This window comes from Duganella sp. sic0402 (genome assembly GCF_019219065.1).
Taxonomy (GTDB): Bacteria; Pseudomonadota; Gammaproteobacteria; order Burkholderiales; family Burkholderiaceae_D; genus Rugamonas.
The window spans coordinates 955,932-970,729 of the sequence record NZ_JAHUWK010000001.1; the positions used below are offsets into that span (position 1 = coordinate 955,932).

Annotated in this window: 10 protein-coding genes; 4 read left to right on the plus strand and 6 right to left on the minus strand. The window is 63.0% G+C overall.

All coding sequences use genetic code 11. The features are described 5' to 3' along the window. Nucleotides 1-59 precede the first annotated feature (59 nt). Nucleotides 60-2,840: a TonB-dependent siderophore receptor gene (locus KW842_RS04045; RefSeq protein WP_218302778.1), complete on the plus strand. Its 2,781-nt coding sequence runs from the start codon at nucleotides 60-62 to the stop codon at nucleotides 2,838-2,840. After that, the gene (locus KW842_RS04050) at nucleotides 2,830-5,628 is read left to right on the plus strand and encodes a M16 family metallopeptidase (protein WP_218302779.1); all 2,799 of its coding nucleotides are present in this window, start codon (nucleotides 2,830-2,832) and stop codon (nucleotides 5,626-5,628) included. The genes KW842_RS04045 and KW842_RS04050 overlap by 11 nt, the downstream gene beginning before the upstream one ends. On the opposite strand, the gene KW842_RS04055 is transcribed toward KW842_RS04050, so the two are convergent. The 4 genes from KW842_RS04055 to KW842_RS04070 all read right to left on the minus strand — a co-directional run bounded on the left by KW842_RS04055 (nucleotide 5,606) and on the right by KW842_RS04070 (nucleotide 10,356). Continuing rightward, nucleotides 5,606-7,951, minus strand: coding sequence for a TonB-dependent siderophore receptor (locus KW842_RS04055; RefSeq protein ID WP_218302780.1), 2,346 nt, complete (start codon nucleotides 7,949-7,951; stop codon nucleotides 5,606-5,608). The two genes, KW842_RS04050 and KW842_RS04055, sit on opposite strands and share 23 nt — an antisense overlap. Before the next feature lie 75 nt (nucleotides 7,952-8,026). Continuing rightward, nucleotides 8,027-9,037, minus strand: coding sequence for a FecR domain-containing protein (locus KW842_RS04060; RefSeq protein ID WP_373925125.1), 1,011 nt, complete (start codon nucleotides 9,035-9,037; stop codon nucleotides 8,027-8,029). Continuing rightward, entirely contained in the window at nucleotides 9,034-9,555 is a 522-nt protein-coding gene (locus KW842_RS04065; RefSeq protein ID WP_218302782.1) for a sigma-70 family RNA polymerase sigma factor, read from the minus strand. The genes KW842_RS04060 and KW842_RS04065 overlap by 4 nt, the downstream gene beginning before the upstream one ends. 63 nt (nucleotides 9,556-9,618) lie before the next feature. Then, nucleotides 9,619-10,356 carry an IclR family transcriptional regulator gene (locus tag KW842_RS04070; protein ID WP_218302783.1) on the minus strand — a complete coding sequence of 246 codons (738 nt, stop codon included), beginning with the start codon at nucleotides 10,354-10,356 and terminating at the stop codon, nucleotides 9,619-9,621. A 72-nt stretch (nucleotides 10,357-10,428) separates the two neighbouring features. Between KW842_RS04070 and KW842_RS04075 the strand changes: the two genes are divergently transcribed. After that, nucleotides 10,429-11,658 (plus strand): multidrug effflux MFS transporter, encoded by a 1,230-nt coding sequence (locus KW842_RS04075; RefSeq protein WP_218302784.1) that lies wholly within the window; start codon nucleotides 10,429-10,431, stop codon nucleotides 11,656-11,658. Here the strand turns inward: KW842_RS04075 and KW842_RS04080 are convergent. Both KW842_RS04080 and KW842_RS04085 read right to left on the minus strand, forming a co-directional pair. Beyond that, a complete protein-coding gene (locus KW842_RS04080; RefSeq protein WP_218302785.1) occupies nucleotides 11,624-12,499 on the minus strand; it encodes a substrate-binding domain-containing protein in 876 nt (291 codons plus the stop codon). The genes KW842_RS04075 and KW842_RS04080 overlap by 35 nt on opposite strands. A 75-nt stretch (nucleotides 12,500-12,574) precedes the next feature. Further along, nucleotides 12,575-13,681 (minus strand): S-(hydroxymethyl)glutathione dehydrogenase/class III alcohol dehydrogenase, encoded by a 1,107-nt coding sequence (locus KW842_RS04085; RefSeq protein WP_090179756.1) that lies wholly within the window; start codon nucleotides 13,679-13,681, stop codon nucleotides 12,575-12,577. A gap of 116 nt (nucleotides 13,682-13,797) precedes the next feature. On the opposite strand from KW842_RS04085, the gene KW842_RS04090 reads away from it, so the two are divergent. Next, nucleotides 13,798-14,796: a GlxA family transcriptional regulator gene (locus KW842_RS04090; protein WP_218302786.1), complete on the plus strand. Its 999-nt coding sequence runs from the start codon at nucleotides 13,798-13,800 to the stop codon at nucleotides 14,794-14,796. Nucleotides 14,797-14,798: the final 2 nt, after the last annotated feature.

Consider the following 14,798-nt stretch of genomic DNA (forward strand, 5'->3'; position numbering starts at 1 on the left):
TGTCCTTTTCTGATGTTCGTTCGGCTTACCAGTAACAAGATAACTTTTGAGCCGAACACATGAAACTGGTCCCCAAGACTGCCCTGCTCGCCGCGTTGCTGAGCGCCGGGGTGATTTTGCCGGCGCACGCCGCTGATGCCCCTTCCAAAACCTACACCATCGCCGCCGCACCGCTGGCCGAGGCGCTGAACCGCTTCGCCGCCGACGCCGGAGTGATCCTGGTCTTTGACGCCAACCTGCTGCGCGGCCTGCAATCCAGAGGCTTGCAGGGCAAGTACGATTTGCAAGCCGGCTTCCAGACGCTGCTGACAGGCACCCGCTATGAGGCAGTGCTGGCCCGTAGCGGCGCCTATATCCTGCGCGAGCGTGCCACGCCACCGTCCCGCGAGCCGCTGGCCGAGGCCAAGCCGGATGCGGCAATGGGTGAAATCACCGTCACCGCATCCACGCTGGCAACTGTCGACAAGCTGGACCGCGAAATGATCGTCAACCTGGCCACCATCAACGGTGACCTGACCAGCCAGCTCAAACTCAATCCGAATGTGCAGTACGCCGAAGCGCTGCTGTCCTCGCATACCGGCGGCGAGATCGCGCCGGCCGAAATCAGCATCCACGGCGCCAAGCCTTTTCAGAACGAGATCCTGCTGGACGGCGTCTCCATCGCCAATGACATCGATCCTGGCAACAAAATGAACGCCAGCAGCATCGAACTGATACCGGGTTCGGCACAATCGCTGGCGATCGACAGCAGCATCCTGTGCGATATCGAAGTTAAGGATGCCAATGTCTCGGCCGAATACGGCCGCTTTACCGGCGGCGTGGTCACGTCGCGCGTGTGCTCGGCGCGCAAGAAGCTGGGCGGCAGCGTGGCGGTCGGCTACACCTCGTCCGACTGGAGCACGCTGTTCATCGATCCTGCGCGGCAGGTGGAGTTTGAACAATCGTCGAACGAGAACTACCAGCCGCGTTTCAGCAAATGGACTTACAAGACCACGCTGGAGGCGCGGCCAACAGACGAATGGGGAGTGCTGGTCAGCGCCGTCCGCAAAACCTCGGCCATTCCGCTGCGCCGCTTCAAAACCGCCAACGAAGACAGCACGCTCAGTCAGGACATGACCCAGCGCCGCAAGCAGGATACGCTAGTCGTCAAGTCCGACTACACACCGGCAGGCAGCCCGCACAAGGCCGAGCTGACCATGGTGTACGCGCCCTCAGCCAACACTTACTACATCGAGAATTTTCGTGACGGCGATTACACCATCGACGGCGGTGGCCTGAACCTGAGCGGCCGGCTGGAATCGCGCTACGCCATGGCGACCCTGACCAATCAGCTGTCCTATTCGCGTAACCAGCAATCACGCCGTAGCGACGCCGGTATATACCGCTTGTGGCGCTGGTCCACCGACAAGAACTGGGGCGATCCGACCGCCACCACCAATCCGACCAGCGGCGAAGGCTCGTGGGGCGACATCGATCAGGAAATGAAGTCGCTGGAATATAAATTCCGCTCGGTGTTCAAACCATTCACGCTGGGCGCCAGCAAGCACCGCGTAGTGGCCGGCCTGGAAGCCCGCCATCAGGAGGCGGAGTATGCACGGCTGAAGGACCAGTATTACTACTACACGTCGGCGCTGCTGCCGGCCAGCGGCGCCATGGCCAACTGCCAGCTGAGTGACGGCAGCTATGACACCGCCGCCTGTTCCAGTGCGCCGACGCTGATTCAAGGCGCCGGCCAGTACTTTCGCAATCTGATGATTTATCGTGCTGGCAGCTTTGACCTCAGCACCAACTCATGGGCCGGCTATGTGGAAGATGACCTGAGCTGGCGCAACCTGACACTGCGTGTTGGCATCCGCGCCGACAAGGATGGCCTGACCGGCAACACCAGCGTAGCTCCGCGCCTCAAGCTGGGCTGGCAGGCCGCCGATCCGCTGTACCTCGATGTGGGCCTGAACCGCTACTATGGACGCAACCTGTTCGCCTACGCGCTACAGGAAAAAATCGCCACGCTGAAGACCACGCAGAGCCGCAACGGCACGCTGAGTTTTAGCGCGCCAGCCATCAATCGCCCGGAGAACCGGCTGGACGATATGCGCTCGCCCTACGATGACGAATTCACGGCTGGCCTGACCTATGACGGCGACCTGCTGGCCGGCCCGTTGAGCGTGCGCTTCACGCGCCGCAATGGCCACGACCAGATCGTCAAGATTATCAAGCGCGGCCAGACCGATTGCGCTGGCAGCCAGTGCTACGTCTACACGAATAATGGCGCCAGCATTGCCAAGGACCTGACCGTGAGCTGGTCCAACGCGCGCGCATTCAAGACCGGCAACGTGGCCACGCGCATGTGGGTGGCAGCCAACAAGAGCGACATCACCTCCAACTACTCGGACTACACGTCGACGGTCGGCGCCAGCTTACTCGACGATACGCTGATTAACTACGACGGCAAAGTGATGCACTACTCGGAAAAGCCGGCCGATAACTTCAATCGCCCGTGGACCTTGCGCGTCGGCGCCATGAGCACCATCGCCTCGCAGCAGCTCAGCATCAGCAATATCCTGCGCGTACGCGGCGGCTACCAGCAGTTCGTCCGCAACGGCACGGTCATCTATCAGGGCGCCAGCATCGACAACTACGAGATCGCCAACCTGCCGCGTTCGACTGCGCTCGATACGGTGGTGCATTGGTCGCCGCGTGTTTATCGCGACCAGCGACTGGACGTGAAACTCACCATCGAGAACATCACCAACAAGAAAAACCAGATGGCTATCAGCGACAGCTTTGTAGCGTATGAGCGCGGCCGCACCTTTGCATTGGAGATCGGCTATGCGTTCTAAACTGGCTTTATTCGCGCTGGGCGTGGCGCTGTCACTGTGCGCCAGCGCCGAAGATTTTGTGTGGGATAGCCGCGTGCGGCATGGGCAGCTGGAGAATGGCTTCTCGTACTACATCGTCAAGGACAAGGGCAGCCAGGTGTCGATGCAGCTGCTGGTGCGCGTCGGCTCGCTGGACGAGCGCGACAACCAGTCCGGCGTGGCGCATATGGTCGAGCACATGGTATTTCACGCCACCACCGGCCATCCGCAAGGTCTGCGGACCTATATGGAAAGCCAGGGCTGGCGCATCGGCAAGCATTACAACGCGCAGACCAATTTCGACCGGACACTGTACCAGCTGGCGCTAGACAAGCGGCCGGAGCGTATCAGCGCCGGCTTGACGGCGCTGTCCGAAATCGCCGGCGGCGCGCAGATCCCGGCCGAAGGTCTGGAACGCGAACGCCAGATTATTCGGGAAGAATGGCGCACCAAGCTGGGCGTTCGCGAACGCATGGAAAAACAACGCCGCGCCATGCTGCGCGAGGGATCGCTGTATCCGCAGCGTCCAACCATCGGCACGGAGCGTAGCATCGCCGAGCAGCCCGCAGCGTCACTGCGCCAGTTTTATGCGGACTGGTATCGTCCGGGGAATATGGCCTTGATTGTGGTCGGTAATGTCGATGAGGCCCAGCTGCAAGCGGACATCCGCGCCCGCTTCGGTACATTGAAGCCGGGCACCCTGCCTGCGCGGAATGCGGCTGATCCGCACCTGCGCGAGCAGTTGCGCATCGTCCGCTTGCAGGATGCGGAAAGCGGCGGCAGCCAGGTTGGATGGGTTAACCGCTTCGCCGTGAACAAGGAACAGAATGACGCCGGCCTGCGGGACCGTATCATCGACCGCATCGCGGAGCGCAGCTTGCGTACGCTGGTGCGGCAAGTGGCGGAGAATCTGCCGTCCGGCGTGGAATCGCTGACCAGCTCCAAGGGCGAACTTGGCGAATCGACCGCATCGCTGGGCCTTGCCGCCAGCGTGGCGGTGGACGGGCACCAGGCGGGCTTGCAGCAGATACTATTGCTGCGCCAGCGGGTGCTCAGCGAAGGGTTGCGCGCGCAGGATATTCGCGCGGAAATCGACGAGGTCCGCCGCCTCAACGAGAAAGGCCCGGCCCAGCAGGCGGCACGCGATTTCTCCGGCTGGGTGCAGATGCTCGGTGAGGCTGTGCAGGCGGAACGCGTGCTGCAAGATCCCGTGCAAAAGCAAGCGCAGATACGCCAGATCCTCGCCGCTTTAAGCGCCGATGACATCAACGCGCGCGCGCGCAGCTGGATCAACGCCCCGGACCGCGTACTGTTCATGATGGCGCCCGGACTCAGCCCACTGGCGCTGCCAAGCGTTGCCGAAGTGGGCGCGATGCAGCGATCGGTCGCCAGCACCAGCCTGCCCGCGCTGGTCACGACCAAAGCCGCGCCTGCGCCGGAAGTGGTCCCTGTCCGAATGCCGGGCAACGGTACCACCGGCAATATCACAAAGCAGGAAGATATCGGCCAAGGCGCGCAACGCTGGACCCTATCCAATGGCGACATCCTGATCTGGAGGCACGCACCGCAAGACACGCTAACCCGCTTCGTCGCTCAAAGCGGTGCCGGCTACCGTTTGCCTGGCGCGCCATCGTGGCAATGGCAGCTGGCGGCGCAGCTTGGGCAGAATGCGGACCTCAACGGCCAGGCGGAAGGCGATCTGCGCCGCTGGACCAGCGAGCGCAAGCTGAACCTGTCACAGCAGCACAGCGAAACGCAGCTGAGCTACAGCGCTCAGGCCGAACCAGCCAAACTGGCGGAGCTGCTGCAGCTATACGCCGCCCGCCAGACGCTAAGCGACATCACCATGACCGCCCTGAACGGATCCGGCCGCCAACTGGCTCGCCAGTCAGCGCGTCGTCCGGATAGCGTGAACGAACGCATGTCGGCGGAAATGGCAAAATTACGTTATGGCGCGCTGCCGCAAGATGGCTATCCCGACGCAGGCGCCGTGCGCGCGCTGATGACACCAGCCGGATTACAGGCCGTTCGCCAGCAATGGCGCGACATCAGCAGCCAGCCGGCCACCTACTTCGTCAGCAGTCCTGCGGATCCCGGGCAGGTAAAAGAACTGGCCGCTCGCTACCTGGCAGGCATACCGCGCCAGGCAGCCGCCCATTCCGCCAGCCCCCTGCTGCAAGCCGCCGGCTATCACGAAAGCCGCCTGGAAATCGGCATCGAGCCACAGGGCAGCTTGCGCGTGATCGGCAGCCAGCAGCTGCAATGGTCGCCGGAACGGGCGATGCGCACCGCGATTTTGTCGCGCATCGTCTATCGCCAGTTGCGCCAGGAGCTGCGCGAGAAGGAAGCCGGCATCTACCGCCTGAGCTACAAGCTGACGCTGGAGCCAGGCCGCAACCGCCTGTCCAGCGAGCTATCCTTTACCGCCGCACCGGAGCGTCTGGATACACTGTGGGCGGCCGCCAGGCGCGTGCTGGAACGCCTGCCGGAGCAGCTGGACGACGCCATGCTCAGCGAGGAAATCCAGCAAATGCGCAGCGACGAGTCCAAGCGTGCCGCCGACAGTAGCGCCCAGTTCAGCCGTCTGCAACTGAGCTACGCCCAGTACGGCGACGCCCGCTACCTGGACGACAGCAGGCAGCTGACCGCCACACTGACGCCCGCCAGCGTGCGCGCACTCGCGCAGGAGTTCAAGCTGGCCAATGACCTGGCCGTGGTCAAGCTACTGCCACGGCCAGAGGTCAAGGTCACCAGCGGTACTTCGCCGTGAGGATGACGTTACGCTCGGCGCCACGGAAGTAGCTGCCGTAGGCGCGGCCGCTCAGGTACTCCTTGTCAAACAGATTGCTGACATTGAGGGCCAGGCGCCACGGGCCGGTGTCGTAGCGGATGGCGGCATCGGCCACCGTATAGCCTTTTTCAAACGAGCTGTTTGCGGCGTCGTTATAACGCTTGCCGGTGTAGCGTACGCCGGCGCCTATGCTGAAGCCCGGTGCGCCGCTGCCAGCCTGTGCGTAGTCCAGCCATAGCGAGCTGGTTTGCTTTGGCGTCAGGATAGGCGTATTGCCCACCTCTTCCGGTATCGCGCTGGACAGGATTTTCATGTTCAGCGCGGTGAAGGAACCCGTCAGCCACAGCTGCTTGCTCAATTCGGCGCGCGCTTCCAGCTCCAGGCCGCGCGAGCGCACCTGTCCCAAGGCATGCGGAATGAATTCCACCGGGTCGTAGGAAACCACATTGGTTTTTTTCAGGTTGTACACGGCCGCAGTGAACGACAGCGGCTGGTCTTCCGGAATGTATTTGACGCCCAGTTCGATCTGCTTGCCTCGGCTAGGATTGAACAGCAGGTCATCGTCAATCGCCAGCACCGGCACGAAGGATACGCCATAGCTGACATAAGGCGCCCAGCCATTGCCAAGCTGGTAGCTGGCGCCAACGCGGCCGGTGGTGGCGTTGTCGCTGCGTTGATCGCGCACCTCGCCCAGCCTGTCGTTCAGCCGGGTGCGGGCGCGGTCCTGGCGCGCGCCCAGCGTGACGCGCCAGTGATCGTCGAAGCGGATCTGGTCTTGCGCGTACAAACCGATTTGCTCACTCACCACCTGCTTGTCGCGCGACTGTGCGGTGGGCGTCGGCAGGTCAATGCCGTAGACTGGATTGAGCATATTCAGCGACGCCACCATGCCCTGCCAGCGCTGCCATTCGGCACGGCTGCGGTCGTAGTCCACGCCAAACAGCAGCCGATGCGTCACGCCGCCGGCCGTGACAGCGCCCTGCACCGACGTATCCAGCGCAGTCTCGTTGACCGATTCCACATCGTGCCGCGCCTGGCGCAGCAGCTGGTTCGGATCGGCGTCGAAGAAGGACAGGATGTGATGCTTGTCCATGTAGCGGTGCGCATAGCGCATCTTCTGCTGCAACTGCCAGCCGTTGTCGAACTGGTGGCTCAACTGGTAGCCGGCGGCCTCGGACTCGGTCTTGATGCGGCTATAGCGCGGATCGCCTTCCTTGACGCGGGTTGGCGAGCCATCGGCGGCGGTGACGTATTGAACATCGTCGTCGCTGTCGTCGTACAGCAGCTCGGCTTGCAGCGTCAACGCGGTTTGCGGGGAGATCTTCCAGGTCAGCGACGGCGCCAGGTACTGGCGTTCCTGCTGCATGCGCGTGCCATTCGGGTAAGTGTCCTGCGTGCCAGTGTCGAGACCAACCCCGACCACGCGCCACAGCCAATGCTGATCCGCATCCAACGCGCCGCCGACATCCGCCATCACCTGCTTGCGGTCATAGCGGCCAGCTTGTACGCCGATTTCTCGTTGCGCATCCAGGCCAGGCACCTTGCTGACACGATTCACCACGCCGCCCACATCGCCCTTGCCAAACAATACCGAAGCCGGGCCACGCAGCACTTCCAGCCGCTCCAGCCCGTAAATTTCCGTCTGCACGCCCAGGAAGGTGATGCCGACATTCTGCGCCAGGCCGTCGCGGTAGCTGCTGGTGTACCAGCCGTCAAAGCCGCGCAGCATCACCCAGTCCGGTGCGCGCGAATCGAAACCGAAGGGATTGACGGCGACACCCGGCGTCTGCGCCAGTGCATCGGTCAGCGTGACCATGCCTTTGTCGTCAATCTCGCGCGCGCCGATCACCGAGATCGATTGCGGCACTTCGACGATGGCGGTGTCGGTCTTGGTGCCTGTGGCGCTGCGCTTGGCAACCACGCCCGGCACCGGGCCATCGGCATGCTCGCTAGCGGCTTTCACGCTCACGGCGGGCAGGACGGAATCCGGCGCCATCCCGCCGGCCGGCTTGGGGATGGCCACCAGCCGGTAGCCCGCCGTCGTTTTGTCGATCGCGTAGCCGCTGCCGCGCAACAGCGTATTGAAACCCTCGTCCACGCCATAGCTGCCCGTCAGTCCAGGCGACAGCAGGCCTTGCACCTGGTTGGCCTCAACTACGATGGCGACACCGGACTGCTGGGCAAAGCGGTTCAAGGCCTCGCCCAGCGGACCGGCCGGAATATCAAATTGTTTGTTCTGGGCGTGGATGGCGGCGCTGGCGCACAACATCATCGCTGCCAGGGGAATGTGCTTGAACTGCATGGCGTGGACTTCCTATTAAGTTAATCTCACCCTGCTTGACACGCGAGAAGCAAAAACACGAACCGGAAGCGCCAATTATTTTTCCTCCGCCGCATCCACCATCACCAGATAGCGGCTGAACTTGCGAACCCGCAGCGCCGGCAGGCTGTCCACCAGCAGTTGCAGCGCGCGGTCGGTATCATCCAGCGGCAGCACGGCGTACACCTTGATGTCTTGCAGCTCGGCGCGATTGAACTGGATACGCCCCTTGCGGTGACGGCCCAACTCATCCAGCACTTCCGGCAGCAGCCGGCCCTGCGCCACCAGTTGATGGAACCTCCAGGCGTCCTCGATGCTGCGGCCGTCGATGCTTTCCAACTGCCCCAGCGCGTTGGGATAGATGCGCACCCGCTGGCCCGCGCCGACTGCGACGCCCGGCTGGGATGGATCGGGATGGGCGCGCTGGGCGGCGGTGCGCACCAGCGTGCGGGATTCCAGCATCGACAGCGTGGTGGCGCTACGCTCATTGCGCACCACAAAGCGCGTGCCGAGCGCGCGCACGCTGCCTTCGTCCGTCTCGACCAGGAATGGCCGGTTGGCGTCATGGGAGACATCCACCAGCATCTCCCCCTGCACCAGCTCCAGCGCACGGCGCTGCGTATCGAAGCGCAGATTGACAGCGCTGGCGCTGCCCAGTGTGATGCGGGTGCCGTCCGGCAGCGTGGTGGTATGCCATTCGCCGGTGCCGGTACGCAGGTCCGCCATCAGATAGCCAGGCGGGTAGCTTTGCAGCGCCAGCCAGCACGGGACGGCCAGGGCGGCGGCCAGTGCCAGGGCGGCGATGGCGCGTTTCGGGCGACGCTGCCTGCCGCTTGCTTGCGCCGCGCTCAGCGCGGCATGGGCCGGACCTACTCCACCGCCCTGCTCTCCGCGCAGCGTCTGTGTTTGGTGAATGATGCGCTGCATGCGCGCCGCCATTTCCGCGTGGCGCGGGTCGGCGGCCTTCCAGGCATCGAAGCCGGCCACCGCTTCAGCGCGCTCGCCATCATCATCGGCGGACAGCTGGACAATCCACTGCACCGCCTGCCGCGCGATATCATCGGTCACAGTGCGGAACCGGTCAGATGGCAATGCAGCAGCGCCTGCGCCAGGTATTTCTGCACCATGCGGGTAGATATGCCCAGCTCGCCCGCCACCTCGGCCTGGGTTTGACCGTCGAGATAATGCAGCAGGAAGGCAAGGCGCGGCTTGGTCTGCAAGCCTTGCAAGGCGTTGCTTATCTGCTCCAGCGCTTGGACGGCAGCGCAAATCTGCTCCGGCGACGGGAAACCTTCGCACTGGCTGGCCGCCAGCGACAACTCGGCCAGATAGGCTTCCTCGATCAGCTGCCGCCGCACCCGGTTCGCCATCAGATGCTTGGCGGTGGTGGTCAGGTAGGCGCGCGGCTCCTGCATGCGCATCACCGCATCACGCGAGGTGATGATGCGCATGAAGGTATCCTGCGCGACATCTGCCGCATTGTCGGCGCAGCCAAGTTTCTTGCGCAGCCAGCCAAACAGCCAGCCATGATGGTCGCTGTACAGGGAAGCCACCTGCTGCTGCAAGTTGATCTCGACCGCCGGCATTGTCCGCTTAAATGGAAATAAGAATTATTCTCATGTTATCGCAGCTTCAGCCGGTGCGCAAGATTACATCACGCTCAACCGGTCCCGGCAGTGCTCCGCGCAACTGCGCAGCGCCGCTTCCACAGTCGCGCGCTGGCGCTCGAAACGCTGGCTAGGGAGTACCACTGAAATCGCCAGTGGCACACCTTTGTGTATGCCAATCGGCAGACCAATCGCGCTGCGTCCCAGCGCATGTTCTTCCAGGTCGTAAGCGAAATCACCGGCGCGTATGCCCGCGATCTGGCGCAGCAGCTCATCCATGCTGGTGATGGAATGCACGGTCAGTGATTGCAGCGGCGCGTGGAGATACAGCTGGGTGATCGCTGCATTGGACAGGCAGGCCAGCAAAGCCTTGCCGGTGGCCATCGTATAGGCCGGATAAATCCCACCCAAGGTTGGCACCGCGCGCTCGGCCTGATCCGACAGAAAGCGATCCATAAACAGCGCTTCGCTGCCGCTCAACGTGGACAGGTCCACCGTCTCATGCGTTGCCTCAAATAGCTGATACAGCGCCGCCCGCAACTCCTGGGCGATGCCGGAACCGGGCAATTCGCCCAGCCGCCGCAAGCCCCAGCCGGGACGCACGCCACCCGCGCCGGCCTGCAGCAGATGTTCGGTTTCCAGCGCATCCACAATCCGCTGGACCGTGGACCTGGCCAGACCGGTTGCATTTGCCAGTTTCCCCAGACTCAGTCCGTCCGGCTGCGCGCCGACTTCACGCAGTATCGCTGCCGCGCGCGCGATGACCTGGATGCCTTCCATAAGCTCCTCATGAGAAATGTACCGCATCGTGATACAGTGCTATACTGTACCGCCTAACGATACAGTTCCATTATGCCACGCAAATATATCCCCTCCAGCTCGCCGTTCTACATCGTCATGCTCGGCCTTCTTTCCGCACTGCCGCCGCTGGCGATCGACATGGGCCTGCCAGCCATCCCCGCGCTGCAATCGGCTTTTCACATCAGCATCGGCGAGGCCACCCGCACCTTGACGGTATTCCTGCTGGGCTTCTCGGTGGGACCGATCCTGTTCGGCCCGCTGTCCGACCGCTACGGCCGCAAGCCCGTGCTGATGTTCGGCCTTGGCATGTTCTCGCTCGCTGCGCTGGCGTGTGCCTGTGCGGACCAGATCGGTTCGCTGCTGTTGCTGCGGCTGATACAGGGCTTCGCAGCCGGCGCGGCCGCCGCACTGCCGGCCGCCATCGTGCGCGATGTGTACAGCGGCCACGCTGCGCTGTCGCGTCAGTCCCATGTCGCGCTGGTCAACGCGGTGGCGCCGCTGCTGGCGCCCGTCCTCGGCGCCGGGCTGCTACAACTGGGTAGCTGGCGGCTGATCTACGCCTGCCTGGGCGTGGTTGGCATCGCGCTACTGCTGCTGGGCAGCTTCGGCTACAAGGAAACACGGCCGCAGCCTGCGGATGATCATCACGACAACCGCAGTGTCTTGAGCGCCGCCCTGACCGCCTACGGCCAGGTGTTGCGCAACAAGCACTATCTGATACACGCCGCCCTGCTGGCGACATCGTTCGGCACCATGTTTGCCTACATAACCGGTTCGTCGGCTGTTTTCATCGATATGCTGGGCGTATCAAGCGGCGCTTATGGCGCGCTGTTCGCGCTCACCGCCGCCGGCACCATCTTGGGCGCGGCCACGGGCGCACGCCTCGCGCATCGCTGGGGAGCGGATCGGCTGCTGGCCGTTGGCGTCATTGGCTCCGCTGCGATCAGCATTGCGCTGCTGGCCGCTGCCATGTCTGGCGCCGCGTCGATTGCACTGGTCACAGTTTGCGTCATGCTGAGTAACGTCTGTGCCGGCATCGTCATGCCAAACACCACCCATCAGGCGCTGGCCACGGTCGGCAATATCGCCGGCAGCGCGGCAGCACTGCTGCGCTCCATGCAGATGCTGGGTGGCGCCAGCGCCGGCGCGCTGGTCGGACTGCTGGCGGGGAATCAGCTCACTGTGATGGCCATGGTGATGGCCCTCTCGGCGACTATCGGCCTATTGCTATTGTGGGCAAGACAGGCTATGGCAGATAGCTCTCAATATTCGTCTTTGTGAGATAGACCGCGTCCAGTATCACCTCGCGCTGGGCAGGTAGTTTTTTGTCGATGGCGGCAGCGGCCATGCGCACGGCCTGGTAGCCGATCGCGTGCGGCGCCTGGGCGATCAGGCCAGCCACCGTGCCGTCACGCACGCCTTCCAGCAGCCGGTCGGTCACGTCTACCGCGATGTAGGCGACCTTGCCGGCGATGCCTTGTTCATGCAATGCCGCCAGCACGGCCATGCTGGTCGCTTCGTTCGGCGCAAACACGCCCTGGAATTGGCCTTTGTAGCGGCCGAGAGCCGCCGAGCCATTGATCATTGCGGTGCCATACACCGCGCCCAGGTAGCCAGCGTCGATGACTTTCAATCCCTTGCGCCGCGCGGCGTCGGCAAAGCCAAGCTCGCGCCGGTCCGTGGTCTGCCAGCCATGCTTCATGCGGAACAGCAGCACCGTTCCCTTGCCGTTCAAGCGCTGCGCCATCGCCTCGCCAGCCAGTTGGCCGGCCTTGTAATTGTCGGTGCCGACCATGCCGGCAGCGGCTTGCGCGCCCATGCTGCGGTCAACATAAATCCAGGGAATGCCAGCGTCACGCAGCTTGTCGATGGCGGGACGGACTTCCAGCGAGCCAGGCGCGATCACCACGGCCTTGCAGCCGCGCTGGCGTATCATCTCCAGCACCATGTTCTGGATGCCTGCCTGGTCCTCGGCCTGCGGACCACGAAAATAGATGTCGTAGCCCAGCTCCTTGCCTGCATCAACAGCGCCGCTGTTGACACTCTTCCAGAAGCTGCCGCCACCACCACTGGGAATAAAGCCGATGCAGTCCCCGCAGTGCGCCGTTGCAGATGCTAGCAACAGGCAAGCCGCCGAGAGTCGTCCCGATATTTTTATCATGGACCGAGCTTACCAGAACCCGGTCCATTTTTGCTGTTAGTACAGCACCACAGAACGGATCGATTCGCCGCTCTTCATCAGGTCGAAGCCCTGGTTGATATCTTCCAGTTTCAGGCGGTGCGTGATCAGGTCATCGATATTCAGCTTGCCTTCCATGTACCAGTCGACGATCTTCGGCACGTCGGTGCGGCCGCGCGCGCCGCCGAAAGCCGAGCCTTTCCATTCACGGCCGGTCACCAGCTGGAACGGACGGGTCGAGATTTCCTGGCCCGCAGCGGCTACGCCGATGATGAAGGACTGGCCCCAGCCTTTGTGCGTGCACTCCAGCGCCTGGCGCATCAGCGTGGTATTGCCGACGCACTCGAAGCTGTAGTCGGCGCCGCCGTCGGTCAACTGGACGATGGCGTCCACCACATTCTCCACATCTTTCGGATTGATGAAGTGGGTCATGCCGAACTTGCGGCCCATCGCCTCGCGTGCCGGGTTGATGTCGATGCCGATGATCTTGTCCGCGCCAACCATCTTGGCCGCCTGGATCACGTTCAGGCCGATACCACCCAGACCGAAGACGACCACATTGGCGCCCGCCTCCACCTTGGCAGAGAACAGCACCGCGCCCACGCCGGTGGTCACGCCGCAACCGATGTAGCACACCTTGTCGAACGGCGCGTCAGAGCGGATCTTCGCCAGCGCGATTTCCGGCACCACGATGTAGTTGGAGAAGGTCGAGGTGCCCATGTAGTGGAACAGCGGCTTGCCGTCCAGCGAGAAGCGGCTGGTCGCATCCGGCATCAGGCCACGGCCCTGGGTCGAGCGGATCGCCTGGCACAGATTAGTCTTCTGCGACAGGCAGAATTTGCATTGGCGGCATTCCGGCGTGTACAGCGGAATGACGTGATCGTCCTTCTTCAGCGTGGTCACGCCCGGACCAACATCCACCACCACGCCCGCGCCTTCGTGGCCCAGGATGGCCGGGAACAGGCCTTCCGGATCAGCACCGGACAAGGTGTAGTAATCGGTATGGCAAATGCCGGTGGCTTTCAGCTCGACCAGCACCTCGCCGGCGCGCGGGCCGGCCAGGTCGACTTCTTCAATGGTCAGCGGCGCGCCGGCGCGCCATGCAACTGCTGCTTTGGTTTTCATGCGTGCTCCCGTAAAAAGATGACGACATTGTGACCGCTGCCGGCTCACGCGTGGTAGTCGCCAAATGAGAATGGCAGGAATTGATACAATAATGACCGGATTTTCCTGAGTACCTTATGAACCTATCTTCACCCAAGCCTCCGGTCACGGTCGATATCGTGGTCTATCCAGGCTTTAAAGCGATGGAGGCCATCGGTCCGATGTCGGTCTTTGAATACGCCAACCTGCATTTGCAGCGGCGCGGCAAAGCACCCGGCTACGATGTCCGCATCGCTTCTCACCAAACCGGCCCGGTACGCTCCGACACACTGATGTCGCTGGAAGCGACCAAGGCGCTGAATCCGCTGGCGCTGCCGGACAATGCCATCATCGTCGGCGCGCGCCATATCCAGCAGGCGATGCAGGAAAGCGCGGCCATCACCGACTGGGTAGCCAGCGTGGCGCCGCGCATCAAGTCGTTGACGGCGCTGTGCTCGGGCGCATTCTTCCTGGCTGCCGCCGGCGTATTGGACGGCAAGCGCGCCACTACCCACTGGAGCGTGGCGGACCGCTTGCAGGCCGAGTATCCGGCAATTGAAGTCGATGCCGACGCCATCTTCATCCGCTCGGACAATGTATGGACTTCGGCCGGCGTCACCGCCGGCATCGACCTGGCGCTGGCACTGGTGGAAGAAGATTACGGCCGCGACCTGGCGCTGGAAGTGGCGACGGAGATGGTGGTCTACCTTAAGCGCCCTGGCGGCCAGTCGCAATTCAGCACGCACTTGCGCAGCGAGCGCACTACCCGGCCGAATATCCGCGAACTACAGAACTGGATACTCGACCATCTGGACGAGCGGCTGTCCGTCTCGCAGCTGGCGCAAAAGGCGATGATGAGCGAGCGCCACTTCGCCCGCGTCTTCCAGCAGGAAGTGGGACTCAGCGTGCAGGAATTTATCGAAATGTGCCGCTTTGAACGCGCCACGCAATTGCTGGCCGACCTGGCGCTGCCATTGAAGAGCGTCGCCGCCCGCGCATGCTTTACCGACGAGGCGCACATGCGCAGGGTGTTCATGAAGAAGCTGGGCATCACGCCCAAGGTTTATCGCGAACGCTTCGCTACTACCGGCGCATGAGC